Source organism: Nonomuraea sp. NPDC049480 (assembly GCF_044465905.1).
In the GTDB taxonomy this organism is placed as follows: domain Bacteria; phylum Actinomycetota; class Actinomycetes; order Streptosporangiales; family Streptosporangiaceae; genus Nonomuraea.
Genome location: NZ_JBITMD010000012.1, coordinates 99,202 through 124,290 on the forward strand (window position 1 = coordinate 99,202; position 25,089 = coordinate 124,290).

34 protein-coding genes are annotated in these 25,089 nt (G+C 72.8%); 13 read left to right on the forward strand and 21 right to left on the reverse strand.

Translation table 11 applies throughout. The annotated features are described in order from the left end of the window. The first annotated feature begins 4 nt into the window (after positions 1-4). From ACIBX3_RS31610 to rbsK, 4 genes are read left to right on the forward strand one after another with little or no spacing between them, the layout of a single operon-like run. Positions 5-982 (forward strand): ADP-ribosylglycohydrolase family protein, encoded by a 978-nt coding sequence (locus ACIBX3_RS31610; RefSeq protein WP_397123332.1) that lies wholly within the window; start codon positions 5-7, stop codon positions 980-982. After that, a complete protein-coding gene (locus ACIBX3_RS31615; protein WP_397123334.1) occupies positions 979-2,118 on the forward strand; it encodes an ADP-ribosylglycohydrolase family protein in 1,140 nt (379 codons plus the stop codon). Before ACIBX3_RS31610 ends, ACIBX3_RS31615 begins: the two co-directional genes overlap by 4 nt. Further along, positions 2,115-3,485, forward strand: a complete 1,371-nt coding sequence (locus tag ACIBX3_RS31620; RefSeq protein WP_397123336.1) for an ADP-ribosylglycohydrolase family protein — start codon at positions 2,115-2,117, stop codon at positions 3,483-3,485. Before ACIBX3_RS31615 ends, ACIBX3_RS31620 begins: the two co-directional genes overlap by 4 nt. After that, positions 3,482-4,366: a ribokinase gene (gene rbsK / locus ACIBX3_RS31625; RefSeq protein ID WP_397123338.1), complete on the forward strand. Its 885-nt coding sequence runs from the start codon at positions 3,482-3,484 to the stop codon at positions 4,364-4,366. Before ACIBX3_RS31620 ends, rbsK begins: the two co-directional genes overlap by 4 nt. 52 nt (positions 4,367-4,418) lie before the next feature. Here the strand turns inward: rbsK and ACIBX3_RS31630 are convergent, their stop codons facing one another. Together ACIBX3_RS31630 and ACIBX3_RS31635 are read right to left on the reverse strand one after the other, a co-directional pair. Next, positions 4,419-4,979: a dihydrofolate reductase family protein gene (locus ACIBX3_RS31630; RefSeq protein ID WP_397123340.1), complete on the reverse strand. Its 561-nt coding sequence runs from the start codon at positions 4,977-4,979 to the stop codon at positions 4,419-4,421. 62 nt (positions 4,980-5,041) lie between these two features. Next, positions 5,042-5,578, reverse strand: a complete 537-nt coding sequence (locus ACIBX3_RS31635; protein ID WP_397123342.1) for an NUDIX hydrolase — start codon at positions 5,576-5,578, stop codon at positions 5,042-5,044. Positions 5,579-5,631: 53 nt separating this feature from the next. On the opposite strand from ACIBX3_RS31635, the gene ACIBX3_RS31640 reads away from it, so the two are divergent. Further along, positions 5,632-5,895 (forward strand): hypothetical protein, encoded by a 264-nt coding sequence (locus ACIBX3_RS31640; protein WP_397123344.1) that lies wholly within the window; start codon positions 5,632-5,634, stop codon positions 5,893-5,895. Between the two features lie 205 nt (positions 5,896-6,100). Here the strand turns inward: ACIBX3_RS31640 and pyrF are convergent, their stop codons facing one another. Next, the gene (gene pyrF / locus ACIBX3_RS31645) at positions 6,101-6,925 is read right to left on the reverse strand and encodes an orotidine-5'-phosphate decarboxylase (RefSeq protein ID WP_397123346.1); all 825 of its coding nucleotides are present in this window, start codon (positions 6,923-6,925) and stop codon (positions 6,101-6,103) included. A gap of 120 nt (positions 6,926-7,045) precedes the next feature. On the opposite strand from pyrF, the gene ACIBX3_RS31650 reads away from it, so the two are divergent. After that, the gene (locus ACIBX3_RS31650) at positions 7,046-7,522 is read left to right on the forward strand and encodes a DUF2283 domain-containing protein (protein WP_397123348.1); all 477 of its coding nucleotides are present in this window, start codon (positions 7,046-7,048) and stop codon (positions 7,520-7,522) included. A 5-nt stretch (positions 7,523-7,527) separates the two neighbouring features. Here ACIBX3_RS31650 and ACIBX3_RS31655 read toward each other — a convergent pair whose 3' ends face one another. After that, a complete protein-coding gene (locus ACIBX3_RS31655; protein WP_397123350.1) occupies positions 7,528-7,887 on the reverse strand; it encodes a hypothetical protein in 360 nt (119 codons plus the stop codon). An 18-nt stretch (positions 7,888-7,905) separates the two neighbouring features. Here ACIBX3_RS31655 and ACIBX3_RS31660 point away from each other — a divergent pair, with 18 nt between their 5' ends. Next, positions 7,906-8,700, forward strand: a complete 795-nt coding sequence (locus tag ACIBX3_RS31660) for an HAD family hydrolase (RefSeq protein ID WP_397123352.1) — start codon at positions 7,906-7,908, stop codon at positions 8,698-8,700. Between the two features lie 49 nt (positions 8,701-8,749). Here ACIBX3_RS31660 and ACIBX3_RS31665 read toward each other — a convergent pair whose 3' ends face one another. From ACIBX3_RS31665 to ACIBX3_RS31685, 5 genes are all read right to left on the reverse strand, one after another. Next, the gene (locus ACIBX3_RS31665; protein ID WP_397123354.1) at positions 8,750-9,010 is read right to left on the reverse strand and encodes a hypothetical protein; all 261 of its coding nucleotides are present in this window, start codon (positions 9,008-9,010) and stop codon (positions 8,750-8,752) included. Positions 9,011-9,032: 22 nt separating this feature from the next. Then, a complete protein-coding gene (locus ACIBX3_RS31670) occupies positions 9,033-9,668 on the reverse strand; it encodes a TIGR00645 family protein (RefSeq protein WP_397123356.1) in 636 nt (211 codons plus the stop codon). Further along, positions 9,668-9,817, reverse strand: a complete 150-nt coding sequence (locus ACIBX3_RS31675; protein ID WP_397123358.1) for a hypothetical protein — start codon at positions 9,815-9,817, stop codon at positions 9,668-9,670. The genes ACIBX3_RS31670 and ACIBX3_RS31675 overlap by 1 nt, the downstream gene beginning before the upstream one ends. 141 nt (positions 9,818-9,958) lie before the next feature. Continuing rightward, a complete protein-coding gene (locus ACIBX3_RS31680; RefSeq protein ID WP_397123360.1) occupies positions 9,959-10,168 on the reverse strand; it encodes a hypothetical protein in 210 nt (69 codons plus the stop codon). Between the two features lie 86 nt (positions 10,169-10,254). Then, the gene (locus ACIBX3_RS31685) at positions 10,255-10,599 is read right to left on the reverse strand and encodes a winged helix-turn-helix transcriptional regulator (protein WP_397123362.1); all 345 of its coding nucleotides are present in this window, start codon (positions 10,597-10,599) and stop codon (positions 10,255-10,257) included. Positions 10,600-10,687: 88 nt separating this feature from the next. Between ACIBX3_RS31685 and ACIBX3_RS31690 the strand changes: the two genes are divergently transcribed. After that, positions 10,688-11,350 carry an NADPH-dependent F420 reductase gene (locus tag ACIBX3_RS31690; protein ID WP_397123364.1) on the forward strand — a complete coding sequence of 221 codons (663 nt, stop codon included), beginning with the start codon at positions 10,688-10,690 and terminating at the stop codon, positions 11,348-11,350. Positions 11,351-11,362: 12 nt separating this feature from the next. Here the strand turns inward: ACIBX3_RS31690 and ACIBX3_RS31695 are convergent, their stop codons facing one another. Next, entirely contained in the window at positions 11,363-12,025 is a 663-nt protein-coding gene (locus ACIBX3_RS31695; protein ID WP_397123366.1) for an endonuclease V, read from the reverse strand. A gap of 46 nt (positions 12,026-12,071) precedes the next feature. Here ACIBX3_RS31695 and ACIBX3_RS31700 point away from each other — a divergent pair, with 46 nt between their 5' ends. From ACIBX3_RS31700 to ACIBX3_RS31710, 3 genes are read left to right on the forward strand one after another with little or no spacing between them, the layout of a single operon-like run. Then, complete coding sequence (locus tag ACIBX3_RS31700) at positions 12,072-13,157, forward strand: alpha/beta hydrolase (protein ID WP_397123368.1); 1,086 nt, start codon at positions 12,072-12,074, stop codon at positions 13,155-13,157. Next, the gene (locus ACIBX3_RS31705) at positions 13,154-14,527 is read left to right on the forward strand and encodes an FAD-dependent oxidoreductase (RefSeq protein ID WP_397123370.1); all 1,374 of its coding nucleotides are present in this window, start codon (positions 13,154-13,156) and stop codon (positions 14,525-14,527) included. Before ACIBX3_RS31700 ends, ACIBX3_RS31705 begins: the two co-directional genes overlap by 4 nt. Before the next feature lie 4 nt (positions 14,528-14,531). Continuing rightward, complete coding sequence (locus ACIBX3_RS31710; protein ID WP_397123372.1) at positions 14,532-15,272, forward strand: sulfite exporter TauE/SafE family protein; 741 nt, start codon at positions 14,532-14,534, stop codon at positions 15,270-15,272. 3 nt (positions 15,273-15,275) lie between these two features. Here the strand turns inward: ACIBX3_RS31710 and ACIBX3_RS31715 are convergent, their stop codons facing one another. The 5 genes from ACIBX3_RS31715 to ACIBX3_RS31735 are packed head-to-tail and all read right to left on the reverse strand — an operon-like array spanning position 15,276 to position 18,338. Then, positions 15,276-16,007, reverse strand: a complete 732-nt coding sequence (locus ACIBX3_RS31715; protein WP_397123374.1) for a type 1 glutamine amidotransferase — start codon at positions 16,005-16,007, stop codon at positions 15,276-15,278. Beyond that, a complete protein-coding gene (locus ACIBX3_RS31720) occupies positions 16,000-16,398 on the reverse strand; it encodes a DUF5655 domain-containing protein (RefSeq protein WP_397123376.1) in 399 nt (132 codons plus the stop codon). Before ACIBX3_RS31720 ends, ACIBX3_RS31715 begins: the two co-directional genes overlap by 8 nt. After that, positions 16,395-17,222, reverse strand: coding sequence for a bifunctional 5,10-methylenetetrahydrofolate dehydrogenase/5,10-methenyltetrahydrofolate cyclohydrolase (locus ACIBX3_RS31725; RefSeq protein ID WP_397123378.1), 828 nt, complete (start codon positions 17,220-17,222; stop codon positions 16,395-16,397). The genes ACIBX3_RS31720 and ACIBX3_RS31725 overlap by 4 nt, the downstream gene beginning before the upstream one ends. Beyond that, positions 17,219-17,824, reverse strand: a complete 606-nt coding sequence (locus ACIBX3_RS31730) for a cyclodeaminase/cyclohydrolase family protein (RefSeq protein WP_397123380.1) — start codon at positions 17,822-17,824, stop codon at positions 17,219-17,221. Before ACIBX3_RS31730 ends, ACIBX3_RS31725 begins: the two co-directional genes overlap by 4 nt. Before the next feature lie 28 nt (positions 17,825-17,852). Continuing rightward, complete coding sequence (locus tag ACIBX3_RS31735) at positions 17,853-18,338, reverse strand: hypothetical protein (RefSeq protein ID WP_397123382.1); 486 nt, start codon at positions 18,336-18,338, stop codon at positions 17,853-17,855. 222 nt (positions 18,339-18,560) lie between these two features. Here ACIBX3_RS31735 and ACIBX3_RS31740 point away from each other — a divergent pair, with 222 nt between their 5' ends. Further along, positions 18,561-19,484 carry a superoxide dismutase gene (locus ACIBX3_RS31740; RefSeq protein WP_397123384.1) on the forward strand — a complete coding sequence of 308 codons (924 nt, stop codon included), beginning with the start codon at positions 18,561-18,563 and terminating at the stop codon, positions 19,482-19,484. A gap of 19 nt (positions 19,485-19,503) precedes the next feature. On the opposite strand, the gene ACIBX3_RS31745 is transcribed toward ACIBX3_RS31740, so the two are convergent. The 4 genes from ACIBX3_RS31745 to ACIBX3_RS31760 all read right to left on the reverse strand — a co-directional run bounded on the left by ACIBX3_RS31745 (position 19,504) and on the right by ACIBX3_RS31760 (position 22,721). Continuing rightward, the gene (locus ACIBX3_RS31745) at positions 19,504-20,271 is read right to left on the reverse strand and encodes a chitosanase (protein ID WP_397123386.1); all 768 of its coding nucleotides are present in this window, start codon (positions 20,269-20,271) and stop codon (positions 19,504-19,506) included. A gap of 65 nt (positions 20,272-20,336) precedes the next feature. After that, positions 20,337-20,948: an FMN reductase gene (locus ACIBX3_RS31750; protein WP_397123388.1), complete on the reverse strand. Its 612-nt coding sequence runs from the start codon at positions 20,946-20,948 to the stop codon at positions 20,337-20,339. Between the two features lie 11 nt (positions 20,949-20,959). Further along, the gene (locus ACIBX3_RS31755; protein ID WP_397123390.1) at positions 20,960-22,087 is read right to left on the reverse strand and encodes an LLM class flavin-dependent oxidoreductase; all 1,128 of its coding nucleotides are present in this window, start codon (positions 22,085-22,087) and stop codon (positions 20,960-20,962) included. 88 nt (positions 22,088-22,175) lie between these two features. Beyond that, the gene (locus tag ACIBX3_RS31760) at positions 22,176-22,721 is read right to left on the reverse strand and encodes a CGNR zinc finger domain-containing protein (RefSeq protein WP_397123392.1); all 546 of its coding nucleotides are present in this window, start codon (positions 22,719-22,721) and stop codon (positions 22,176-22,178) included. Between the two features lie 90 nt (positions 22,722-22,811). On the opposite strand from ACIBX3_RS31760, the gene ACIBX3_RS31765 reads away from it, so the two are divergent. Beyond that, complete coding sequence (locus ACIBX3_RS31765) at positions 22,812-24,101, forward strand: MFS transporter (protein ID WP_397123394.1); 1,290 nt, start codon at positions 22,812-22,814, stop codon at positions 24,099-24,101. Here ACIBX3_RS31765 and ACIBX3_RS31770 read toward each other — a convergent pair. Further along, positions 24,088-24,738: an NAD(P)H-binding protein gene (locus ACIBX3_RS31770; RefSeq protein ID WP_397123396.1), complete on the reverse strand. Its 651-nt coding sequence runs from the start codon at positions 24,736-24,738 to the stop codon at positions 24,088-24,090. The two genes, ACIBX3_RS31765 and ACIBX3_RS31770, sit on opposite strands and share 14 nt — an antisense overlap. Next, on the reverse strand, positions 24,735-24,995 hold the full coding sequence (locus ACIBX3_RS31775; protein WP_397123398.1) for a DUF4291 family protein: 261 nt from the start codon (positions 24,993-24,995) through the stop codon (positions 24,735-24,737). The genes ACIBX3_RS31770 and ACIBX3_RS31775 overlap by 4 nt, the downstream gene beginning before the upstream one ends. Positions 24,996-25,089: the final 94 nt, after the last annotated feature.

Consider the following 25,089-nt stretch of genomic DNA (forward strand, 5'->3'; position numbering starts at 1 on the left):
CACCATGTCGGGGGACAGGATCAAAGGCGCCTTCGCCGGGCTCGCCGTCGGTGACGCCGCGGGCTGGCCCGCGGCCAGGCACCGGGCGGCCCTGCACGCCCCCTGGAGCAGACGCCTGCACAGGGAGCTCGACGCGTTCGCCGAGGAGCACCGGGTCACCACGCTGCCGGTGCCGTTCGCGCTCAACCAGCCCACCGCCCCGCTGGCCATCGGCCCGTCCGACGACGCCGAATGGCTCGCCTGGACGCTGCTCACGATCGACCGGCCGCGGGCGGAGGCGTTCAGGGAGCTGATCGGCGCCGAGGCGCGGGCGCGGATCTCGGTGGCCACCGCGCTGGACAACCTGGCCAAGGGCGTCGAGCCGCCCGCGTCCGGGCACGACAACCCGCATCACTTCGACGACGCCGCCGCGATCAGGGCCGTCGCGTTCGGGGCACTGGGGAGGGACCCCACGCAGGACGCCCAGGTGACGAACGCCGCCGACGGGATCCGGGGCGCCCAGGCCATGGCCGCCGCCGTGGCCGAGGCCGTGGAGACGGGCGAGATCGGCCGGGCGGTGGAGGCCGCGCTGGCCGTACTGCCGCAGGACACCGCCATCGGGCACAACGCCCGCCTGGCGCTGGAGGTCGCGCGCGAGGCGGGCGACGCGTTCGCCGCGGTGCCCGCGCTGGACGCGGCGCTGCTCGACCACGTCTACAGCTACGGCGTGGGCGCCGCCCAGACGGTGCCGGTGGCGCTGGCGCTGGCGGAGGTCTCCGGGGGCGAGCTGGTCAGGGCCGTGCCGGCGGCGGCGTGCCTGGCCGCGCTGGCCGACTCGGCGCCCGCCCTGGCAGGGGCGCTGGCGGGGGCGTGCGGCGGGTACGAGGCGATCCCGGAGGGGTGGGCGGCTCCGGCCCGTACGCTGGCCGGTTGTTGCCTGCCGGACCTGGCGGGCAAGGATCTGATCGAACTAGCGAGCAATTTCACGGAGGGAATCGCATGACGCCGCTTGAGGACAGAGCGACCGGCTGCGTGGCGGGGGCGGCGGTCGGTGACGCGCTGGGCGGCGCCACCGAGGGCTGGACCCCCGAACAGATCGTGGAGCGGTACGGCGGCCGCGTCGAGGGCATCGTCCCGCCGTTCAACGAGGACTGGCGCAACGCCCGCCCGATCGCGCCCTACCACAAGGGCGACGGCCACATCACCGACGACACCCTGATGACGCACGCCCTGATCCGCGTGTACGAGAAGGTCGGGGGCCACCTCGACGCGTACGCGATGGCCGACCACCTCGTGCCCGAGCTGATGGGCGAGCGGCGCTGGATCCCCGAGCTGGAGGCCGAGGCGCTGCCGCTGCAGCGGGTCTTCCTGGCGGAGAAGTGGATCGTGGCCCGGCTGCACTACGGGCACGTGGACCCCCGCGAGGCCGGCGTCGGGAACATCGTGAACTGCGGCGCGGCCATGTACGTCGCCCCCGTCGGCATCGTCAACGCCGCCGACCCCGACGCCGCCTACGCCGAGGCCGTCGACCTGGCCGGGGCGCACCAGTCGAGCTACGGACGCGAGGCCGCCGGCGTCATGGCCGCCGCCGTCGCCGAGGCCATGCGTCCCGGCGCCACCGTCGACTCCGTGGTCGCCACCTGCCTGCGCCTGGCCAAGGACGGCACCAGGGCCGCCATCGAGGCGGTCTGCGAGGCCGCCGCCGGGCTCGGGCACTGGGACGGGTCGTTCGCGGCTCTGCGTGCCGCCATGCGGCCGTACGACACCGTCGCCGACACCTACCGCGACCAGGGGCTGGGGGCGCGGCGGCCGAGCCGGGTGCACAGCATCGAGGAGCTGCCGCTGGCGCTCGGCTTCCTGGTGATCGCCAAGGGCGACTACCGCGACACCGTGCTGGGCGGCGTCAACTACGGGCGCGACGCCGACTCGATCGCCTCCATGGGCGGGGCCGTCGCGGGCGCGCTCGGCGGGCTGGGCGCCGTGCCGGCGCGGTGGGTGGAGCGGGTGGGGGTGGCCAGCCGTACGGACCTGGTGGCGCCCGGGCTCACGATCGCGGAGGTGGCGCGCCGGGTGCACGCCGACGACCTGGTACGCCGCCGCGCCCACGAGGCCGCCTTCGCCGGCCTCGACCGCCGATGATCCGGCTCACCTGGGTCCAGCCCGAGGACCTGATCGGGCACGAGCTCCGCCAGGCCGCCGAGGACGGGCGCGACGTGCGGCACATCGCCGCCCGGTGGCACGCGGCCGGCGGCCACGACGCCCCGCCCCGCGCCGGCGCCTCGGATGCGGGCGCGGCGCGGCTGAGGCGACTGGCCGGGGAATTGCTGGACGAGCTGGGAGGAATCCCGTCGCCCCTCCCGGAGCCGTCGGACCTGCCGGACATCATCGCCGCCTGCCCGTCCTGGCCCGGACGCGGAAGGGAACCGGCTGCCGCCGCCTGGCCCGGTGCCGCCGGATCGGCCGTCGTCGCCGTGGATCCGGCGCGGGTGCTCGGGGCCTGGGCCGGGCGCGTGGCCGGGTGTGTGCTCGGCAAGCCGGTGGAGAAGATCCCGCGGGAGGGCATCAGGGAGATCGCCGAGGCCACCGGCAACTGGCCGATCCGCGGCTGGTTCACCGCGAAGGGCCTGCCGGACGACGTCGCCCGCCGCCGGCCGTGGAACCGCCGCAGCGCCGTCAACTCCCTCGCCGAGAACATCGACGGCATCCCCGAGGACGACGACCTCAACTACCCGCTGCTGGCACTGACCGTCCTGGAGCGGCACGGCCGCGCCTTCACCACGGACGACGTGGCCGGGCTGTGGCTCGACGAGTTGCCCGCCGGACGCACGTTCACCGCCGAGCGTGTCGCGTACCGCAATCTCCTGGACGGCGTCGAGCCCCCGCGCACGGCCACGCGCCGCAACCCGTTCCGGGAGTGGATCGGCGCCCTGATCAGAGCGGACGTGTACGGCTGGGTCAACCCGGGCGACCCGGCCGCGGCCGCCGAGCACGCCTGGCGCGACGCCCGCCTCACGCACACCGCGAACGGGATCTACGGGGCGATGTTCGCGGCCGCGATGTGCGCCACCGCGCTGGTCGCCACGTCGCCGGAGGAGGTCGTGGAGGCGGGCCTGTCCGTGGTGCCACGCGGCTCGCGCCTGTACGAGGCCGTACGCCTGGCCGTCGCGGACGCCGCCCGCGAGGACGACTTCGAACGCGTCGTGGACCGGCTGCACGAGCGCCACGGCGCCCTGCACTGGGTCCACACGATCAACAACGCCGCCCTGATCGCGGCCACCCTGATCCACGGCCGGGGCGACTTCACCGCCACGATCGCCGGAGCGGTCGCCGGCGGCTGGGACACCGACTCGGCCGGGGCCACGGCGGGCTCCGTCGCGGGCGCGCTCAACGGCGGCGTGCCGGAGCGGTGGCGCATCCGGGACAGCCTGGCCAGCAGCCTGACCGGGTTCGACGGGGTGAGCCTCGTCGAGCTGGCCCGGCGTACTCAGGAGATGATGAAGTCATGATCTCGGTTTTCGGCAGCGCCAACATGGACCTCGTCGCCTACGTCTCCGAAGCCCCCAAGCGGGGTGAAACCGTGACCGGGCACCGGTTCCGCACCATACCCGGCGGCAAGGGGGCGAATCAGGCCATCGCCGCCGCCCGGGCGGGCGCGGCGGTGGCGTTCCTCGGGGCGGTCGGCGACGACGGGTTCGGGGCGGAGCTGCGGGCCACACTGGCGGAGTCCGGAGTGGACGTACGCGGCCTGCGCCAGGTGCCGGGACCCAGCGGCATCGCGCACATCGTGGTGGACGACGACGGCGGCAACTCGATCATCGTCGTGCCCGGCGCGAACGGCACCGTCACCGGTCCCTCGGGCGAGGACCTGGCCACGATCGCCGGTTCGCGGGCGCTGCTGCTGCAGCTGGAGCTGCCCATGGAGGCCGTGGTGGCGGCGGCGCAGGCGGGGCAGGTCTCCGGTGTGCCCGTGATCCTCACCCCGGCACCCGCGCAGCCGCTGCCGGACGAGCTCCTGGACGCGGTCACGATGATCGTCCCGAACGAGCACGAGGCCGCCGCCGTCACCGGCGTCACCGGCGCGTACGCGGCCCTGGACGCGCTGCTCGAACGCGTCGAGGAGGTCGTGATCACGCTGGGGTCCGAGGGGGCGTTGTACGGGTCGCGGTCGGGGGAGCGGCTGGGCGTGCCGGCGGTGGAGGTGAAGGCGGTGGACACGACGGCGGCGGGGGACACGTTCGTCGGCGCGCTGGCCGTGGCCCGGACCGAACACATGCCCATGGCCCGCGCCCTCCGCTTCGCCTCCGCGGCGGCGGCGCTGTCGGTGCAGCGAGAGGGCGCCAGCACCTCGATGCCGACGCGCCGGCAGATCGAGGACTCCCTCACCTGAAGCCCCGTACCGGCCGCCTGCCGGCCTGGGGCCGGCAGGGCCCACGCCGGCGTCAGGGCCGGTCGTAGCGCAGCAGCACCGTCCGCGAGTCGAACGTCCGCGTACCCGACAGCCGCAGGCCGATCCGCTCCTTCTGCGGCAGGAACAGCGGCTTGCCGCCGCCGAGGACCACCGGGTGGACCATGATGTTGTACTCGTCGATCAGCCCCAGCTCGGTGAGCGCGGACGCCAGCCGCGACCCGCCGTTCAGCAGCAGGTCCTTGCCGGCCTGCCGCTTCAGCTCGGCGACCTCCTCGGCGAGATCGCCGGAGATGATCCTGGTGTTCCAGTCGGCGTCCTTCAGCGTCGAGGAGAAGACCACCTTCGGGGTGCTGCGCCAGATGGACGCGAACTTGAGGTCGTGCGGATGGTCCGAGATCTGGTCGGCCGTCGGCCAGTAGCTCGACATCATCTCCCACACGACGCGCCCGTACAGGAAGGTGCCGACCGTGGCGTGGACCTCGTCCCCGTACGCCGACAGCTCCGGCCCCATCTCCGTCCAGTCGAACTCGCCGTTCGGGCCGTCGATGTGACCGTCGACCGAGGTGTGAACCCAGTAAATGAGCTTGCTCATGATGTGCTCCTTCGTCGTCTTACGTTGTTCTCGTGACTCGGTCGGAGCCGCATCCGGGTTCTCTACATCCGCAGGGAAGAATTTCCCGCCGGATTCTCGTGCGTCCAGGCAAGCCTGATGGGGGCCGCCGGGCGTGCCCCGGCGAGCAGCGCGGGCAGGATCCCGGCCAGGCCGGGCGGGAAGACGCGTTCCGTGGTCGCGGCCAGTTCGGCGGCGCTCCACCAGCGGTTGCCGAGCAGCCATTCCTCCTGCTCGTAGTCCTCCAGGGCGGCGGGCGCGACCGTGGGAGAGGGTACGCGGGCGAAGAAGTACGTGTGCACGGTGTAGAAGTGGCGGTCCTGGTTGGACCATGGGCCCTCGTTCACCGCCACGGGATCGCCCAGGGCGGCGGGGTCCAGCACGTGACCGGTCTCCTCGAACGCCTCCCGCGCCCCGGCCTGCGCAGGAGTCTCGCCGGGCTCGATGCCACCGCCGGGCACGTGCCAGGACGGCGGATCCTTCGGCCACGGGTCCGGCGGGACGAACCTGAACAGCAGGACCCGGTCGTCAGGGGCGGCGAGGATGACCCGGGCCGTGGGGCGATGGGTTCGGGAGATCATGCCTGGACCGTAGCAAGCCGGTTCGGCGGGTACCGGCGGGGCAGGGGGTGACCATGAGCGAGAATCCCGATGAGCTGCCGGACGCGGTGGCGGGAGTGAACGGGGAGAGCGACGTCGTCGCGGAGCGGTCCGGCGCCGGCACGCCGAAGTCCCGCCGCCCCATCCCCGCCGACCCACCGGACCAGCTGGACGAGCCCGACCGGAAGGAGGGCGCGCAGCGGCACGAGGGCGCCCAGACTGACGAGGGTGCCCAGGAAGACCGGGGCGCGGAGCAGGATGAGGGAGTGACCCGCCCCGACGCGGGCCCCACCGGCTGACCCCCGTCCGCGCCGCCTTGATACCGCACCCCGCCCGGCCTTTCAGGACAGGGCCTCGCGCCGCCATGCCGTGGCTCGCCGCCGCCGTCCCGGGGAACGATCGTGTGACTCGCCGCGATCGTCACGCCGGGCGACACGTCGATCATGGTCCGCCGGACCTCGCCGGCGGGCGCGTCGATGGCGACGCCGCTCTCGAAACGCATCGTCACCTTCGGCCCGCGGCCTCGGGGGTCAGGTGGGCGGCGCATTCGTCCCGGTAGTAGATCGTGCGGCTGCGCAGCCGCTTGGGGTCGGCCAGCACGGCCCGGGAGACCGAGGGCAGGACGGCGTGCCGCACCGACGAGTACAGCCGGGCCACGTCGGCCGGGGTGGCCCCCTGCGCGCCCAGCCCGGGCGCGAGGATCGGCCCGTTGAGACCGGTCAGCGAGTGCTCCAGCTCGGGGAGCGTGGCGCCCATGACCACCCCGACCGGCCCGAACGGCGTGTGTCCCGCGTTCGCCGCGGCCGCTCCGGCCAGCACCTGGCCGGCCACGAGCCGCTGCAGCCCGGCCGCCTCCGGATTGGAGGTGCGGGCCAGCACGAACACGCCGGCGTCGTTGGCCACGGCCGAGGTGATGGCCCCCTCCAGCGAACCGAACCCCAGGTACGGGCTCAGCGTCACGGCGTCCACGGCCAGCGGGCTGCCCCGGTCGAGGTACGCCTCGGCGTACGCGGCCATCGTGCTGCCGATGTCGCCGCGCTTGACGTCCAGCAGCACCAGCGTCCGCGCCTCGCGCAGGTCCGCGATGGCGCGTTCCAGGACGGCGATTCCCCGGCTGCCCCACCGCTCGAAGAACGCCGACTGCGGCTTGACGACGGCCGCCACGTCGGCCACCGCGTCGACGACCGTGCGGGTGAAGCGTTCGAGGCCGGAGGGCGAATCGTCCAGCCCCCAGGCGTCGAGCAGCGCCGGGCTCGGATCGATCCCCACACACAGCGGTCCGCACTCGTCGAGCCTGGCTCTCAGGCGCGTCCCGAACGACTCGTTCATCACTGTCCCTTCGCATGCTCCTGCGGGCGACGATAGGGGAACGTCCGGCAGGCGAACAGGTGACCTGCCGTTCCCGTTCGCCAGTCTTCCAGGAGTGGCCTCCGGGGTAGAGCAGCAGACATGTACGAGATCGCCCATCGGGTGCTGGTGCTGCGCAGCGATCCGCCGCGTGACGTGGTCGTCACGGTCGGCGTGCCGTATGAGGAGCCGACCGGGGAGTGGTCGTGCCCTTACCGGATCGACGGGCTCGACGGGTGGGAACACGAGAGGAAGGTCACGGGGCTCGACTCGCTGGGCGCGGTCGAGCTGGCGATGGCGATGGTACGAGCCGCGGTGACCGGCTCGCACGAGGCCAAGGAAGGGTTGCTGAGCTGGGACGACACACCGTCGGGGCCGCGGGCGCAGACGGTGTACGTCACCTGGGACAAGGAGCTCGACATCGCCTACATCGCGATGAAGCGCGAAATAGTCCCGGGCGAGGCCGTCCGTCAGATCGTGGCGGAGGAGGTCGTCCTCGACTACGGCGACTCGGGGCGGCTCGTGGGCATGGAGCTCCTGAACGCCGCCACGCAGCTCCCGTCCGAGATGCGGATGTGACCCCGTCACCGTGAGATGAGCCACCGCCAGCGTGGCAGCTCCAGCACCACCGTGACCACGGCCAGCACGCTCACCAGCGCGGCGGCGAACGCGTGCCAGGCCACCCACGCCGCCGCGACCGCGGCCACGAGCTGGAGGAGGACCAGCACGATCGTCACGTGCCCCGGCACGGCGACGATCACATTCCGCTTGTCGCCCGGCGTGGAGAACACCGTCGGCAGCCCGATCAGCACCACGACGGACAACGCGGCCAGCGGCACGGAGTGCGGGGCGAGCGCCCACGGGGTCGCGACCCAGGCCACCAGCTCGGTGGCGAAGCGGAACGCGGACGCCACACGATCGTCCGGGCGGGGGGTGGAGGTCACTGGCGTACCTTACAGTTCATGACCCTCCCCCGCATCGTGGCCACCGACCTCGACGGCACGCTGCTCACCTCCGGCGGCGCCGTCTCGCCCCGTACAAGGAAAGCGCTCCGGTCCGCCCGCGCGGCCGGAGCCGAGATCGTCTTCGTGACCGCGCGGCCGCCGCGCGCCGTCCGCCTGATCGCCGAGCAGACCGGCGTGACGGGCACGGCGATCTGCAGCAACGGCGCCATCGTCTACGACCTGGCCACCGACGAGATCACCGGCAGCCTGCCGCTCGACCCGGCGTCCGCCAGGAAGATCGCGCAGGCCCTCGCCGGCGCGCTGCCCGGCGTCGGGCTGGCGATCGAGACCGGCCGGTCGGTGCTGGCCGAGGCGGCCTACACCCTGCGGATCGCCGAGGACATGGCCTACTACCGCGAGGTGCGCTCCGTCTTCGACGAGGACCAGCCCATCGCCAAGCTGCTGGCCATGTCGGAGGCCCACACAGCGGACGAGATGCTCGCGGCCGTGCTGGCCGCGCTCACGGGGCTGGGCGAGGTCACGCACTCGGGTGTGCGGGGGTTGCTGGAGATCAGTGCGCCGGGGGTGACGAAGGCGGGCACGCTGGAGCGGCTCTGCCTGGAGCGGGGCGTCGATCGGGGCGAGGTGGTGGCGTTCGGTGACATGCCGAACGACCTGGCCGTGCTCGCGTACGCGGGCGCCGGCTACGCGATGGCGAACGCGCACGAGACGGTGCTGGCCGCGATCGAGCGGCGCACGCTGTCCAACGACGAGGACGGCGTGGCGGCGGTGCTGGAGGAGCTGTACGGCTGAGGGAGGGCTGCGGTGCCCGCCCACCCCCGCGGGCGGGCACACGCGGGGGTCAAGCGTCGTCGTCCGAGACGCGCGAGGCGCCCGGGCAGTCGGCCCGCGTCTGGCTGAACAGCACCAGCACGCCTCCGCACGTGGTCACCGGCGCCGACACGGGCTCGACGATCTCGTCGTTGAACACCGTCACGTCGCCGATGAGGGGGGCCGGGCCCGCGTCGCGGGTCTCATCGTCGGCGTACGCGGCGGCGCCGTGGAAGAGCACACCGGCGACGGCCGCCGCCGCGACGCCCCGCATCCCCATCACCACGGGCATCGTCGGTACGGGCCCCACCACGCTAGGCGGCTACCCGCTGCCCCTGCGGTGGTTCCGCGGGGTGTTCGTCCGGTCTGCTGCCCTGGTTGCTGCCCTGGTGGGGCCGGCCACCCGCCATGATCCTGTCGATCAGGGCCAGCGCCAGCGCCGAGACGACGAAGGTCAGGTGGATCAACGTTTTCCACAGGAGCTCCCTGTCGGTGATGGCCGGTCTGGCCGCGTTGATGAAGATCTGGAGGAGGTGGATGGACGAGATGCCGATGATCGCCATGGCCAGCTTGACCTTGAGCACGTTGGCGTTGACGTGCGACAGCCACTGCGGCTGGTCGGGATGCCCCTCGATGCGCAGCCGCGAGACGAACGTCTCGTAGCCGCCGACGATCACCATGATGAGCAGGTTGGAGATCATCACCACGTCCACCAGGCCGAGGACGATCAGCATCACGGTGGTCTCCGGGGGAGAGCCGCCGAAGCCGAGGTGCACCAGGTGGAGGAGCTCCACCATGAAGCGCCACGTGTACACGACCTGGACGACGATCAGGCCCAGGTAGAGCGGCACCTGGATCCACCGGCTGAGGAACATGACGTAGCCGACGCGTGCGAGCGCAGTCCGCGGCCCCGTCGGCCGGCCGGCCACGGACAGCTGCGCGAGCCGCACTACGACGTGAGGACGTTGAAGTGCTGGACGAAGGTCTGGACGTCGACGAATGGAGTCGAGCCGGAGCCGAGCTGGTCGAGGACGAAGGGGGGAGCGGCGGCGGACGCCAGCGCCAAGGCGGCGACGGCGGTCATGACTCGGGCCTTCAACGGATCTCCTTGCTGCTCTGTGCGCTTGTCAGCGGAACGGGGGATCGGAGGGGCCGGACGGCGCGACGCACCGGTCGCGCCGCCCGGCCCCGTGGCCGGACGGGGAAGCGCCGGCTCAAGCCGGCGGTCCGGCCGGGCGGGTCAGGGGTGGAAGCAGCCGAGCGCCGGCAACTCGTGCGGGACGCCGGGAGCGGTCGGGTCGACGAACGTCGTGACGCCGGTCGCGGAATCCGCCAGGCAGAGGGCGAGATTGGCCGGGTCGACGACGGCGTGTGAGACGGGTGCGGCGAACAGGGTCAGGCCACCGGCGATGATCGCCACGGTGGCGATCCGGCGGGGTCTGAGAAGCATGGAACCTCCTGGGTAACGGTAATGAACAACCTTCGACTTGCTACCCAGGGTAGTGATTCAGTAACACACTGTTCATGTAAAGAGTTTCAGCACGTGGAGTCCCAGCGGTCCTGCGCCGCCATGACCTCGTCGGCGTGGGCGAAGGCCCATTCCCCGAACGCCCCGATGGGGCCGAGCAGGGTGCGGCCCAGGTCCGTGAGTTCGTACTCGACGCGGGGCGGCGCCTCGGCGTAGGCCTGGCGCGCCACCAGCCCGTTGAACTCCAGGCGGCGCAGCGTCTCGGTGAGGACCTTGGTGCTGATGCCGCCGATCTCCTCCTGCAGCCGGCCGGGACGCCGGGGGCCGTGGCGCAGGGACCAGATCACGACGGCGTTCCAGGTGTTGCCGATCAGGTCGAAGGCGAGCCTGGCCTGGCAGTCGGCGATGAACAACGAGGGCCTCCGTTAGGCACCGAATGGTGTGCGTCGGGATTTCTACAGTCCTCCCATCAGTAAAGGCCTTCATCGGAGGAGGACGTACATGAGGATCGGGATCCTGGGCGCCGGAGGCATGGCGGACGCGCTGGGCACGCAGTGGGCCAGGGCGGGGCACGAGGTGATGATCAGCGGCAGGGACCCCGGCAGGACCGCCGCCCAGGCCGGGAAGATGGCGGCGGGGCCGGGCTCGCCGGCGGTCCGGGCGGGGACCTGGGCGGAGGCGGCCGGGTTCGGGGACGTGGTGCTGGTGGGCGTGCGGGAGGCGGGGCTCGACGACGTGCTGCGGGCGTGTGGCACGGTGCTGCGCGGCAAGCCGGTCGTGGACGTCACCAACGCCGCCGACCCCGCCGCGTACGACCCCGCGTGGCCGCTCGCCGCGCGGATCGGCGCGCTCACCGGCGGGCACGTCGTGAAGGCGTTCAACCTGTGCCATGTGGACGTGTGGCGGATGGAGCCTCCGGTGTTCGGCGGGCGGCCGCTCGCCGTGCCGCTGTGCGGCGACGACCCCGCGGCGCTGGAGGCGGTGCGCGGGCTGGTCGCCGACCTCGGCTGCACGCCGGTGGACGGCGGAGGGCTGGACCGGGCCTGGCAACTGGAGGCGACGGCGGCGTTCGTGATCGGCCTGTGGTTCGGCGGCGCCGACGCCCAGGCGATCCTGCCCCCGCTGGCCGCCTCCGGCGCGCACCTCCCCGCCGCGCCCCGCTGAGCCCGCCCGGTCTCACACCGGATGCCTGGCCAGGTGGTCGGCGTGGCGAATGGGCTCGGGGAGGCGGTAGCGGGGGGCGAGGCGCAGGACTTGGGCCGCGGCGGTGTCCAGGGCGATGCGGTGGCCTTGGGAGACGTACACCGGTTTGACGCCGTGCTGGGTGCGCAGCGCCCGGCCGACGGTGGCGCCCTCGTGCACGATCGGCGTCCACGCCCCCCGCTCCGGTTCGGGCGGCTCGCAGGCGCCGACGAACGGCGTCTTGCCCACGCCCAGCGCCGGCAGCCCCGTCAGCACGCCGATGTGGCACGCCAGCCCGAACCCGCGCGGGTGCGCGAGCCCGTACCCGTCGCAGACCAGCAGGTCGGGCGTCACGGTGAGCCGCTCCAGCGCCTCCACCAGGGCGGGCAGCTCGCGGAAGGCGAACAGCCCCGGCACGTACGGGAACGCCGCCTTCCCGCGCGCCACCGCCTGCTCCACCACGCCGAGCGTGTCCGCGTCCAGGACGACCACCGCGGCCGTCAGATCGTCACCGTCGCCGTGGTAGTGCACGTCCAGGCCCGCCACCAGCGCGAACGTGGTGGGCCCGGTCAGCTCGACGCGGCCGCGGAGCCGGTCCTGGATGGCCTCCGCCTCGGCGGCGCCGGTGGGCCATGGGTGAAGCCGTTCAACCTGCACCCGGCTCAAGGTATCGGCGGGGAAGTCTTCTGTAACGTCGGATGTCATGGACGAAGTGCTGATCGTGGTCGGTCCCGATGTCGTCGCCGACGCCGGGCTGATCGAGGAGATCGCCGGGCGGGAGTTCGCGGCGCTGGGGGTACGAGGATCGGTCACGCACGCCCGCGACGCCGCGCACGCCGCCGAGCTGCTCCGCGACGGGGCGGTGGTGATCCCCGGGCGCTCGGGCGAGATGCGTGAGCTGATCGGGCGGGCGGCCGGGGCCGTGGTGTGGGTGGACGTGGAACGGGTCGACGGGGTCGAGCCGGGGGAGGGGGCGACGCATCTGCACGGGCGCGGGCTCGGCGGGATCGCGTGGGGGATCAGGCACGCGGCGCACCGGATGCGGCACCCCGGGCGGCGGCGGATCCCGTACGGGCCGCATCGGGACCAGTGGGGCGACCTGTACACGCCCGCGGACTCCGCGCCGGTCGTGGCGCTGATCCACGGCGGCTACTGGCGCTCGATCTGGGCGGCCGACCTCATGGAGGCGCTCTGCGCGGATCTCCTGGCGCGCGGGCTCGCCGTGTGGAACCTCGAATACCGGCGGCCCGACCTGCACGGATGGGAGGCGACCACCGCGGATGTGGCCGCCGGGCTGGCCGCGCTCGGCGACGCCGGGAAGGTGGCGGTGGTAGGGCACTCCGCGGGCGCCCAGCTCGCGTTCCAGGCGGCGGCCGACGGGGCGCGGGTGACGCTGGCGGTCTCCCTCGCGGGGGTGCTCGACCTCGTCGAAGGCGACCGGCGCTGGCTCAGCTCCGGCGCCGTCGCCGCCGCACTCGGCCGGCGGGTGCCTCGCGGCGCGCAGGCATCCCACGGTCGCTCTCCGCATGCCGACGACGAGACGGTCCGCCTCTACATCGCCGCGTCCCCGCTGCTGAGGCTGCCGCTCGGCGTGCGCCAGCTCGTCGTCCAGGGCTCGGCCGACGACCTGGACCTGGTGGACTTCGGACGCCGGTACACGCAGGCGGCGCGGCAGGCCGGGGACGAGGTGACCTATCTGGAGATGCCCGGCGACCATTTCGACGTGATCACCCCCGCCACCCCCATCTGGCAGGCCACGGCCGAGGCCATCGCCGGAGCCCTGGCGTGACGGCCCGCCTGGACATGGCCGCCGCCCCGCCGTACGAAGGAAGTATGGAGGTCACGATCGTCGGCGCCGGTCTCGTCGGCTGCCTGCTCGCCTGCTTCCTGGCCCGCCGCGACCACCACGTCACCCTGTACGAACGCCGCGAGGACCCACGCGAGCAGGGTCCCGACCGCGGCCGGTCGATCAACCTGGCCATCTCCGAACGCGGCATCGACGCCCTGCGCCGCCTGGGACTGGACGGAAAGGTGCTGGCCGAGGCGCTTCCCATGGCGGGCCGGATGATGCACGCCCCCGACGGCGCCCTCGCCTTCCAGCCCTACAGCGCCGACCGGGCCCACGCGATCAACTCCATCGGGCGCGCCGACCTCAACAGGGAGCTCCTGGACGCGGCGTCCGCGCTGCCGAACGTGGAGGTGCGGTTCGGGCACAGGCTCACGGGGCTGGACGAGCGGCGCGGGAGGCTCGAGTTCGGGGCGCGGACGGTGGACGGGGTGCGCGTGGTGATCGGCGCGGACGGGGCGTACAGCGCGGTCAGGGCGCGGCTGCAGCAGCTGCCGGGCGTGAGCTTCAGCCAGGACTACCTGGACTACGGCTACAAGGAGCTGTCGATCCCGGCGCGGGACGGTGAGTTCGCGATGGATCCCGGCGCGCTGCACATCTGGCCGCGCGGCCGGTCGATGATGATCGCGCTGCCGAATCCGGACCGGTCGTTCACCTGCACGTTGTTCTGGCCGCACGAGAGCATCGCCGCCCTGGACAGCCCGCGGAAGATCAGGGCGTACTTCGCCGGGCACTACCCGGACGCGTTCGAGCTGATGCCCGGCCTGGTGGAGGCGTACCAGGGGAACCCCGTCGGGCACCTGGTCACGATGCGCTGCTCGCCCTGGCACGTCAGCACGGACGCCATGACGATCGGGCTGGCCGGCGACGCCGCGCACGCCATCGTGCCCTTCTACGGACAGGGCGCGAACTGCGGGTTCGAGGACTGCGTGGAGCTGGACCGCTGCCTGGCCGAGGCGGGGGACGACTTCCCGCAGGCGCTGGAGCTGTTCGAGCGGCGCAAGGAGGACACCGACGTGATCGCCCGGCTCGCCCTGGACAACTTCGTGGAGATGCGCGACAAGGTCGGCTCCCGGATGTTCCTGGCGGGCAAGAGGATCGAGCACGCCCTGGAGCGCGTGCTGCCCGGCTACGTCTCCCGGTACGAGCTCGTGTCGTTCTCGACGACCCCGTACGCCGAGGTCGAGCGCCGCGTCGCGCGCCAGCGCCGCTGGGCCGCGGCCGGGGCGGGGGCGGCGATCCTGGCCCTCGGCCTGGCCGCGGCCGGCCGCCGCACCCGACCGTGGGGACAAAACGGACAACCCATAGCATGACGGGGTGATCGTCGGAGAAGCGCTCGGCCTGCTCGGACTCGGCGTCGCCGCCGGTGTGGTGAGCACGGTCGTGAGCCTCGCCTCGGTCGTCTCCTACCCGGCGCTGCTGGCCTTCGGCTTGCCCCCGCTGACCGCGAACGTCACCAACACCGTCGCCCTCGTCTTCACCGGCATCGGCGCGGCCGCCGGATCGCGGCCCGAGCTGGCCGGGGAGGGCCGCCGGGTGCTCGCCCTCGGTCCCGTGGCCGCGCTGGGCGGTGCGACGGGCGCGTTCCTGCTGCTGGTGACCCCGGCCAGGACGTTCGAGCTGATCGCGCCCTGGCTGATCGCGATGGCGTCGCTGCTGCTGGTCCGGCCGCCGTCGGGGCGGCCGCACGGCGAGCACGGGGTGCTGGGACGGGTGGCGCTGTTCGCCGTGACGATCTACGTGGGGTATTTCGGCGCGGCCGGCGGCATTCTCGTGTTCGCCGTGCTCACGGCCATGCTCGACCGTTCCGCGGTCAAGCTGAACGCGATGAAGAACGTCATGGCGGGGCTGGCGAACGCGGTGGCGGCGCTCGGGTTCGCGATCTTCGGGCCGGTCGACTGGGGGGCCGCGCTGCCGCTGGCGGCCGGGTTCCTGGTGGGCGGGTGGGCCGGGCCCAAGATCGCGCGCCGGATGCCGGGGCACAGCCTGCGCTATCTGGCGGCTGCGTGCGGGCTGGCGGTGGCGATCAAGCTGGGCTGGGACTCGTACGCGCGCTGACGGTCAAGCCGCGCCGGTTCTCGCGTCCACCGGACCCCGGCCCGCCGAGGCGTGCTCGGCGACGAGCGCGGCGAAGCGCATCGTCACCTCCCGCCAGATCGGCGTGGACACCGGCTCGTCGGCGACCGCCCTGGCGTACACCGCGCCGGGGTCGAAGCCGTCGGCGCGCCACTCGCGGATGCGCGACGGCAGCACCTCGGGATGGAACTGCACGCCCCACGCCCGCTCGCCCACCCGGAACGCCTGGTACGGGCACGCTTCGGTCTCCGCCAGCCAGACGGCGCCCGCGGGCAGCCGGGTGATCGCGTCCTTGTGGTGCTCGACGGCCTGCACCACCGGGGGCAGCCCGCGGAAGAGCGGGTCGCCCGCGGCCTCCGGCCGGATGGTGAGCGGGACGCTGCCGTTCTCCGGCGCGCCCGCGTCGCCCGTGACCCGGCCGCCCGCGACCTCGGCGAGCATCTGCCCGCCCAGGCAGATGCCGAACAGCGGCACGGCCTCCGCCAGCGCCTGCCCCACCAGCCGCCGGGCGCCGGCCAGCCACGGCGCCCGGTCGTCCTCGCCGGGCAGGTAGCCGCCGCCGAGCACGATCAGCGCGTCGTGGCGGAGCCGGGCGGGCAGGGGGTCGCCCTCGTGGGCGAGTACGACGTGCAGCTCGTGCCCGGCCTCGGCCAGCCAGCCGCCCAGGCGGCTCGGGCCGCCGCTCCGGCTGTTCTGCACGATCAGCACGTCACCCATCACACGCCTCCGCCATCCACTCGGTGATCCGCTCGTCCACGTCCTCGACGCGGGTGAGCTTGAAGAAATGCCACACGCGCCCGCCGGGCGCGGGTAACGTCCTGGCGATCAGCGGGTGCGCGACCCGCCGGGGCAACGCCAGCGCCAGGGACAGGCTCCGGGCCTTCGGCCGCACCTCGGCGAACTTGCGCTCGCTCTTGAGGAACACGCCGACCCGCACCGCGTCCTCGTGGATCGGACCGAGACGCCCGATCAGCAGGTCGTAGATCTCCCGGTAGACGGGCGGGAACGGCGCGAACGTCTCGTCCACCGTGCAGCCGGGCACGCACACGTGCGACTGCCGCTCGCGGGCGAACTCCCGATCGCACTCGGGGCAGACCCACCGGGTCACGGCAGGTTGGCCGCGCGGGCGGTGTGGCGCAGCAGCAGCGCGGTCGTCACCGGGCCGACGCCGCCGGGGACCGGCGTCAGCCCCCCGGCCACGTCCGCGACCGCGTCGAAGTCGACGTCGCCGGTGAGCCCGCCGTCGGCGGTCGGGTTGGTGCCGACGTCGATCACGACCGCGCCCGGCGCGACGTGCCCGGCGCCGATCAGCCCGGCCCGGCCGGCGGCCGCGACCAGCACCTCGGCGGAGGAGGTCACGGAGGCCAGGTCGCGGGTGCGCGAGTGGCAGACGGTGACGGTGGCGTGCCGGTCGAGCAGCAGGTGGGCGAGGGGTTTGCCGACCACGGTCGAGCGGCCGACCACCACCGCGCGCCGCCCCCGCAGATCCACCTCGTAGTGGTCGAGCAGGGCCATGACGGCCGCCGCCGTGGCGGGCGGGAAGGCCGGCAGCCCGGCGGCCAGCCGCCCGAGCGACAGCGGGTTGGCGCCGTCGACGTCCTTGCGCGGGTCGATGGCCGCGGCCAGCTCCTGCGCGGAGGCGCCCGCGGGGAGCGGGGTCTGCAGCATCACGCCGTGCACGTTGGGGTCGCCGCTGAGCCGGGCCAGGGTCTCGCCGATCCGCTCGGGGGCGGCGTCCGGCCCCAGGTCGACCACGTCGCAGGCGATGTCCACGCCGGCCGCCGCCTTGGCGATCGACCGGACATACCACAGGCTGGCCTCGTCGCCCGTGGCCACCACCACGGCCAGCCGCGGTTGCCGGACCGTCGCGGCCTCGGCCTGGGTCTGGGCGCGGATGGCGGCGGCCAGGTCCTTCCCGGTCAGCGTCTTCAACGGTTGATCTCCTCGCGTACCTCGGCGGTCACCCAGTCTGCCCTGGCGACGGCCGCGTCCACGCCGGAGACGCGGATCTTCAGCTCCTCGCGTACTCGCTCGTCCTTGATGCCGCCCAGGTTGATCTCGACGTTCACCCTGGCGGTGGTGAGCGCGGCGCGGGCCGCCTCCGCCGCGGCGGCCACGTCGGTGACCACGTTGCGGTTGCCGATCGGCAGCAGCAGCTCGCACAGCTCGATCACCCGCGTCGCGGCCTCGACCACCCCGGCGGGCGGCTCGGCCGCGCCGGCCAGCGCCCTGGCGATCGCGGCGCTGCGCTCCTCGCCCTTGGGCAGCCGGTAGGCGTCGGTGACCGCGGTGAACGCCGCCGCGTCCTCCTCGGCCAGCCGCAGCGCCCGCGTCCGCAGCGTGTCGGTCTCCGCGATGACGGCGACGACGGTCTCGGCGTGGCCGGCGTACTTCTCGCCGGTGCTGTAACGGGCCACCATGCCCAGCAGCGCGGCGGCCTGCGCCGCGTGCAGGGCTGCCGTCGCGCCGCCGCCCGGCGCGGGCACACGGTCGGCCAGCTCGGCCAGGAAGTCGACGATCTTTGAGTCGCGCATGGCGGCATTCTGCCAGGCCACGCGGCCCTCACTCGCGGTACATCGGCCGTGTGGCGTCCTCGGGCCGGGTCTCCGGCTGGTGGTACGGCGCCGGCGCGGGGGTGTACGCGGGCGAGTAGACCGCCGGTTGGGCACCGGCCCGCCAGCGCGACGGGAACACCGAGACGACCAGCAGCGTCACGCCGAGGGCCAGCTGGAGTCCCGTATATCCCAGGGTGAGGTAGCCGTTCTCCAGGGCGGCGGGCAGCAGGTTCTGCGGCATCAGCCGCGCGCCGGTCACCATCTCGATCAGGGGGACGGCGCCCAGACCGGTGTAGGACAGGCCGCCGAGGAGCGAGGCCACGGGAGACAGGCGCGAGCCGGCCAGGAGGGCGAGGCCGATTCCCGCGGCGACGAGCGCGCCCACCGCGAGCCAGGAGACCTGGAACGCCACCTGGGCTTGGGTGCGGAGTTCGCCGACGCCGAACCACAGCCCGGCGGCGACCAGCGGAGGAAGGAGCAGCCCTGCGACCACTCCGAGAGCATGACGGGCACCATTTGACATGATCGAACCCCGTTTGTGTGGTTGGAGCCCAACCTACCGCGCGGTGTCGCGCCGCGTGGCGTGGTCTCCGAGTCCGCTTGGTGCGGACGAGTTCCGTGAGGACGCTGAGAGCGTCAGATCGTTTCTGCAAACTCCCTGTGAACGTGCAGCGAGCCTTTGCCTGAGGCGGCACACGCGGGCATCGTGGGCCGCATGAGACCAGCGATCCTGAAGACCGCACTCAGCGCCTTGATCGTGCTCCTGCTGGGCCCGTTGCTCATGACGGCGCCCGCGCAGGCCACCTCGAAGCCCGATCAGTTAGCGCTGCCCAACGGGTTCCAGCCGGAGGGTATCGCGATCGGGCCCGGGCCCTATGCCTACTTCGGCTCCCGCGCGACCGGTGACATCTACCGGGCCGATCTGCGCACCGGTGAGGGATCGGTCATCAGCAAGGGTCCGGGCACGCCTTCGCTCGGGCTCAAGACCGACGCGCGCGGCCGGCTGTTCGTGGCCGGCGGGACGGGCGGCAACGCCCGGGTGATCGACCTGCGTACCGGGGAGGTCGTCAAGTCGTACCAGCTGACCACCGACCCGGCGTTCGTCAACGACGTCATCCTGACCGGCCGCGCCGCCTACTTCACCGACTCCCGCAACGCCGTCCTGTACAAGCTGGAGCTCGGCCGCGGTGGCGCGCTGCCCGCCGAGGCCACCACGATCCCGCTCACCGGCGCGATCCAGTACACGACCGGCAACAACGCCAACGGCATCGCCCCCAGCCCCGACCACAAGTCGCTGCTGATCGTCCAGTCGAACACCGGCAAGCTGTTCGAGGCCGACCCGTCCACCGGCGTCACCACCGAGGTGGACCTGGGCGGCGAGCTGCTCACCAACGGCGACGGCCTGCTGCTGTCCGGCCGCACCCTGTACGCCGTGCTCAACCGCGCCAACACCGTCGCCGTCATCTCCCTGGCCCGCGACGGCTCGTCAGGCAAGATCGTCAAGCGCCTGACCGACCCGCGCTTCGACGTCCCGACGACGGTAGCCGCCTTCGGCAACCGTCTCTACCTGCCCAACGCCCGCTTCACGACCACGCCGACGCCGGACACCCCGTACAACGTGGTCGCGATCAAGCGGTGACGCGGGCGGCGGTCCCGGCTCAGCTCTTGATCGTGTAGCTGTCGCCGTAGACCTTCCACTTCAGCGGTGGTTCGAGGTCGAGGTTGCCGTTCTTGAGGAACACGCGCTGCATCGTGTCCACCCGGCTCGTGTCCTCGTGCGCCTCCTCGGCCTTCATCGCCGCCTTGCGCGCGTCCAGGAACGCGTTGAGGTACGTCACCTCGTTCCCGCCCTGCGCCGGGGGCTTGGCCTTGGCCAGGGCGGTCTTCCTGATGCCGCCGAAGCTCAGCTTGTCGCTGCCGGGCCCGTGCATGACCATGGCGTCGTAGTAGACGAACTGGCCGAGCGCCCGCAGCCCGTCCTTCTTGGCCTGCCGGACGGCGGGGTTGAAGTAGACGCGGTCGCGCTCGTCGTTCTGGGCCCGCTGGAAGACGGAGTCCTTGGCGGCCGTCTTCCAGTCCTTGGTGAAGTTCGGGTCCAGGCCCTTGTGCGAGTCGGTGCCGTTGACCTTGCGTAAGGCGGGCAGGTATTCGGCCAGGACGTTGCCGGGCTTGCGCTCGGCGTAGAGCTCGACGAGCTCCAGCATGTCGCCGGTGCCGGAGCAGAAGCCGATGATCCCGGCCGTGTAGCCGCGCTCGTCCTCGATGTCCTCGATGTAGCCGTACTGGGCCTTCCAGTCGAGCGAGGAGTTCTCCGCACTGGACACCAGGCGCATGGCGATGTCCTTCTTGTGCGGGTCGGTGAGGTCTGTCGCGGCGGTGACGCCGGTGACCGTGAGGGAGAGAGTCAGGAGAGTGGCTGTCAACACCAGAGGGGCTCCTGGTTCGTTAGGAAAGATTCCTAACGAACCATACTCTTGGGGCTGGTGTGAAACTAGCGGGATGGGCGGAGTGCCGCGAGTTGCTCCTCGAACGGCACGACCTCCTCGTGCTCCGCCCGCGCCCGCGGCGCGCGGTGCAGCAGCAGGTCGGACAGCTCCTCGGCGGCGCGCTCGATGCGCTCGCCCAGGCCGTCGGTGAAGGCGTCGCGCCCGCCGCCCCAGTCCTCCGAGGCGGCGTACACGGCGGTCGGCACGACGACGGCCCGCAGGTACGCGAACAGCGGCCGCAGCGCGTGCTCCAGCGCCAGCGAGTGGCGGGCGGTCCCGCCGGTGGCCGCGATCAGCACGGGCTTGCCCGCGAGCGCCGTGTTGTCGAGCACGTCGAAGAACGACTTGAACAGCCCGCTGTAGGAGCCGCTGAAGATGGGCGTGACCGCCACGAGCCCGTCGGCCTCCGTGACCGCCTCGATGGCCTCGCGCAGCCTGGCGTTCGGGAACCCGGTCACGAAGACGTTCGCGATGTCCACGGCGAGTTCGCGCAGCTCGATCACGCGGGGCGCGCCGCCCTCCGGCAGCCGCCGCCGCACCGCCTCGGCGAGGCGGTCGGCGAGCAGGCGGGTCGAGGAGGGCTGGGTCAGCCCCGCCGTGACGACGACGAGCTTCATGGGGTACTCCTTCAGGCGTCGACGGGCTCGGTGGCGGCGGGCTCGGTGGCGGCGGTCTTGGCGGCGGCGGTCTTGGCGGCGAGCAGGGAGGCGTGCGTGGGCGCCTCCGGCACCTCGGCCGGCCGCCCCTTGGCGAACTCCGCGCGCAGCACCGGCACGACCTCCTCGCCGAGGATGTCGAGCTGCTCCAGCACGGTCTTCAGCGGCAGCCCAGCGTGGTCCATGAGGAACAGCTGGCGCTGGTAGTCGCCGAAATAATCCCTGAACCGCAGGGTCCGGTCGATGACCTGCTGCGGGCTGCCCACGGTGAGCGGGGTCTCGGCCATGAACTCCTCCAGCGACGGGCCGTGGCCGTACACGGGGGCGACGTCGAAGTACGGGCGGAACTCGCGTACCGCGTCCTGGGAGTTCTTGCGCATGAACACCTGGCCGCCCAGCCCCACGATGGCCTGCTCGGGCGTGCCGTGGCCGTAGTGCGCGTACCGCTGCCGGTAGAGGCCGATCAGCCGCTGGAAGTGGTCCTTCGGCCAGAAGATGTTGTTGGCGAAGAAGCCGTCGCCGTAGTAGGCGGCCTGCTCGGCGATCTCCGCGCTGCGGATCGACCCGTGCCACACGAACGGCGGCACCCCGTCGAGCGGCCGCGGCGTCGCGGTGAACCCCTGCAGCGGCGTGCGGAAGCGGCCCTCCCAGTCCACCACGTCCTCGCGCCACAGCTTGTGCAGCAGCGCGTAGTTCTCGATGGCCAGCGGGATGCCCTGCCTGATGTCCTGGCCGAACCACGGGTAGACGGGCCCGGTGTTGCCCCGGCCCATCATGAGGTCCACCCGCCCGTCCGCCAGATGCTGCAGCATGGCGAAGTCCTCGGCGATCTTCACCGGGTCGTTGGTGGTGATCAGCGTGGTGGCGGTGGACAAGATGAGGCGCTCGGTCCTGGCCGCGATGTAGCCGAGCATCGTCGTGGGGGACGACGGCACGAACGGCGGGTTGTGGTGCTCGCCCGTCGCGAACACGTCCAGCCCGACCTCCTCGGCCTTGAGCGCGATCGTCACCATCGCCTTGATCCGCTCGTGCTCGGTCGGCGTCCTGCCGGTCGTGGGGTCCGTGGTCACGTCGCCCACGCTGAAGATTCCGAACTGCACTTTAGTCACCATCCATGACTGTTGAAACTTTGACGGCTACGGTAGCGCTAGGCCCTCCCCGGATATTCCATCATCTTCCGGGTGCGTCTCAGTCCTGGCGATGGGCGGCGCGGGCGCGGAACGCGGCCGCCTTGGCCCGGTTGCCGCAGCCGCGCATGTCGCACCAGCGACGGGTGCGCCGATGTGAGGTGTCGACGTAGAGCCGGGTGCAGGGCGCCGCCTCGCACTCCCTGATCAGCACGGCCTCCGGGCCGCCGAGCAGCTCGGCGGCCGCGCGTGCCGTGCTGGAGAGCGCGGCCCGCAGGTCGCCGGCGCGCTCCAGGCCGTGCCCGGTCAGTGCGACGCTCGCCGGCGGGTGCCGGGCCGCCCGGTTGAGTACGTCCCGGTCGGCCGCCTCGTACGGAGCTCCGGTCCCGGCCGCGGAGGCCAGCCGGTAGATCGCCTCCCGCAACGCGACCGCCAGGTGGAGGTCGTCGTCGCTCGCGGCGGGCGGCGCGTCGAGAAGCCGGGCTGCGACCGTCCACCGGGCCAGGTCGGCGGGCGTCGCCAGCAGGTCGATGCGCTCGTTCCGCCGGTGCCCGATCGTGCCGGCCAGGTCGAGACCGAGGTTCCCGCTGACGAAGGTGAAGTCCATGGCCTCATCGTAACCGGATTGACAAGTTACTTCTGGCGCTGCCAGGGTGAGTAACCGGCAAATCAGGTTATTTATGAAGGGTGTGAAGCCGTGGCGACGTCGCTCTCCACCACCGGTGGCAGGACGCGCCGCCGGTACGGGGCCAGACACCGGTGGGTCGTCCTGGCCGTGGGCGTCGGGGCACAGGGCAGCTTCTCGGCGATGTTCTCCGGCATCCCGGTCACCGGGATCGCGATGCGCTCCGGCTACCACCTGTCCACCGGGGAGCTCGGGCTGGTGCTGGCGTGTCTGGGGCTGGGCGTGGCGGTGTCCGACATCGTGTGGGGGCTGCTGACCGACAGATTCGGGGACCGGCGCATCCTGCTCGTCGGGCTGACCTCGACCGGCGCGCTGCTGGCGCTGATGGCGGCGGCCTTCACGCCCGGGGACGGCGCGGGGGTGGTCGCGCTGGCCGCGTGCCTGCTGGCCGCCGGAGCGCTGGGCGGGAGCGTCAACGGCGCCTCCGGGCGCGCGATCATGACGTGGTTCGCGGACGGGGAGCGGGGGCTCGCGATGAGCATCCGCCAGACGGCGATCCCGGCGGGCGGCGCGGTCGGCGTCGCCCTGTTGCCCTGGCTGGCCGGGTCGTACGGCTTCCACGCGGTCTACGCCGCCCTGGCCGCGCTCTGCCTGCTCGCGGCGGCGGCCACGTGGCGCTGGCTCCACGAGCCCACGATGCACCCGGCCCGAGCGGCGGACGACGCGACGGCAGCCGCCGACGCGACGGCCGGCACCGAGGCGGCCGCCGTGACGAAGGCGGCGGGGCGGTCGCCGTTGCTGCGGTGGGACATGTGGCGGGTGGCGCTGGCCAGCGCCCTGCTGACCGTCCCGCAGTTCGCCGTCCTGTCCTTCACGGCGATCTTCCTGCACGACGTCAAGGGCGAGGGGGCGGCACTCGCCAGCGCCACAGTCGTGATCGCCCAGATAGGCGGCGGCGCGGCCCGCATCTGGACGGGCCGCCGCACCGACCGCCGGGGCAACCGCCGCACCTACCTGCGCGGCATCGGTGCGCTCACCGGCGTCGCCATGGCGGCCGCCGCCGTGCTGACCGCCGCCCCCACCCCCGTCGCGGTGACCGCCCTGGCGCTCGGTGGCCTGCTGGCCAACTCCTGGCACGGCGTCGCCTACACGGAGATCGCCGCCATGGCGGGCGCGGCCAGGGCGGGCACCGCGCTCGGCCTGGAGGGCACGACCGTGTTCGCCGCCACGTTCCTCACCCCGCTGCTCATCCCCGTCGTCCTCGCGGCCGCCTCCTGGGAGGCGGTGTGGATGCTCGCGGCGGTCGCGGCGCTGCTGGCCGTCCCCCTGGCCCCCGGCCAGAAGGGGGTCACAGCGCGTTGATGCCGGCCGGGCCGAGGATCCGCTCGGGAGCGCCACGCTCGGCGACCGTGATCATGGCCTGGCCGATCCGCTCCGTCGTGGTCACCGCCGACGGGAACAGCCGCCGCAGCACCGGGTAGAGATGGCGCGTCACCATGTACGCCAGCCGGTACAGCCGCGTCCGCGAGGTGACGCCGTGCAGGGGCTGGATGTAGCCGGGCCGGAACATGTACGCCTCGAACGGCAGCGCCAGCAGCGCGTTCTCGGTCTCCCCCTTCACCCGGGCCCACATCGCCCGCCCGTGTGCGTCCGTCCCGACCCCCGACACGTACACGAACGTCGAGCCGGGATTGAGCCGGGCCAGCGTGTTCGCCACGGACATCGTGTAGTCGTACGTGACGTGCCGGTAGTCCTTCTCGCTCATCCCCGCCGACGAGACGCCCAGGCAGAAGAAGCATGCGTCGAAGCCCGCCAGGTCCGCCTCGATCGGCGCCAGGTCGAGCAGGTCGCCGTGGACGATCTCGCGCAGCTTGGCGTGGGTGATCCCGGCCGGGGCGCGGCCGACCGTGAGCACGGCCGACACCCGCTCGTCGACCAGGCACTCCCGGAGCACGCCCCGCCCGACCATGCCGGTCGCCCCGAAGATGATCACGTTCATGCCGGGCTCGCCCCGATCGTCTCGATGATGTCCTCAGGGAGAGGATAGGGCCGCTCGACGGGCACCAGTCCGTCCACGCCGGCGCCGCTCCGGACCGCCGCGTGCACCTCCCGCGCCAGGTCCGTGACGTCGGTGATCGCCATCGTCCACGCGTCCACGTAGCGACGCACCGCCTCCCCCGACAGCCCGATCTGGATGGACCGGTACGGCAACGCCTGGTGGTGCGCCCCCCGCTCGGGATCCCACTGGATCCGCACCGGGCTGCGCCACCACGGCGGGACCGGCGATGGCCGCGTCGTACGCCTGGTAGACGGTGATCGAATCGTCGGTGTACGCGGCGCGGATCTGCCG

Bases quoted from the DNA above. Each gene is read 5' to 3' on its own strand.
- ACIBX3_RS31665 (WP_397123354.1), bottom strand. From the start codon at position 9,010: ATGCCCGTGGTGATGGGGATGCGGGGCGTCGCGGCGGCGGCCGTCGCC.
- ACIBX3_RS31635 (WP_397123342.1), bottom strand. From the start codon at position 5,578: ATGATCTCCCGAACCCATCGCCCCACGGCCCGGGTCATCCTCGCCGCC.
- ACIBX3_RS31740 (WP_397123384.1), top strand. From the start codon at position 18,561: ATGAGACCAGCGATCCTGAAGACCGCACTCAGCGCCTTGATCGTGCTC.
- ACIBX3_RS31690 (WP_397123364.1), top strand. From the start codon at position 10,688: ATGAGGATCGGGATCCTGGGCGCCGGAGGCATGGCGGACGCGCTGGGC.
- ACIBX3_RS31700 (WP_397123368.1), top strand. From the start codon at position 12,072: ATGGACGAAGTGCTGATCGTGGTCGGTCCCGATGTCGTCGCCGACGCC.
- ACIBX3_RS31615 (WP_397123334.1), top strand. From the start codon at position 979: ATGACGCCGCTTGAGGACAGAGCGACCGGCTGCGTGGCGGGGGCGGCG.
- ACIBX3_RS31620 (WP_397123336.1), top strand. From the start codon at position 2,115: ATGATCCGGCTCACCTGGGTCCAGCCCGAGGACCTGATCGGGCACGAG.
- ACIBX3_RS31640 (WP_397123344.1), top strand. From the start codon at position 5,632: ATGAGCGAGAATCCCGATGAGCTGCCGGACGCGGTGGCGGGAGTGAAC.
- ACIBX3_RS31715 (WP_397123374.1), bottom strand. From the start codon at position 16,007: ATGGGTGACGTGCTGATCGTGCAGAACAGCCGGAGCGGCGGCCCGAGC.
- ACIBX3_RS31760 (WP_397123392.1), bottom strand. From the start codon at position 22,721: ATGGACTTCACCTTCGTCAGCGGGAACCTCGGTCTCGACCTGGCCGGC.
- ACIBX3_RS31630 (WP_397123340.1), bottom strand. From the start codon at position 4,979: ATGAGCAAGCTCATTTACTGGGTTCACACCTCGGTCGACGGTCACATC.
- rbsK (WP_397123338.1), top strand. From the start codon at position 3,482: ATGATCTCGGTTTTCGGCAGCGCCAACATGGACCTCGTCGCCTACGTC.
- ACIBX3_RS31610 (WP_397123332.1), top strand. From the start codon at position 5: ATGTCGGGGGACAGGATCAAAGGCGCCTTCGCCGGGCTCGCCGTCGGT.
- ACIBX3_RS31750 (WP_397123388.1), bottom strand. From the start codon at position 20,948: ATGAAGCTCGTCGTCGTCACGGCGGGGCTGACCCAGCCCTCCTCGACC.
- ACIBX3_RS31680 (WP_397123360.1), bottom strand. From the start codon at position 10,168: ATGCTTCTCAGACCCCGCCGGATCGCCACCGTGGCGATCATCGCCGGT.
- ACIBX3_RS31730 (WP_397123380.1), bottom strand. From the start codon at position 17,824: ATGCGCGACTCAAAGATCGTCGACTTCCTGGCCGAGCTGGCCGACCGT.
- pyrF (WP_397123346.1), bottom strand. From the start codon at position 6,925: ATGAACGAGTCGTTCGGGACGCGCCTGAGAGCCAGGCTCGACGAGTGC.
- ACIBX3_RS31650 (WP_397123348.1), top strand. From the start codon at position 7,046: ATGTACGAGATCGCCCATCGGGTGCTGGTGCTGCGCAGCGATCCGCCG.
- ACIBX3_RS31660 (WP_397123352.1), top strand. From the start codon at position 7,906: ATGACCCTCCCCCGCATCGTGGCCACCGACCTCGACGGCACGCTGCTC.
- ACIBX3_RS31770 (WP_397123396.1), bottom strand. From the start codon at position 24,738: ATGAACGTGATCATCTTCGGGGCGACCGGCATGGTCGGGCGGGGCGTG.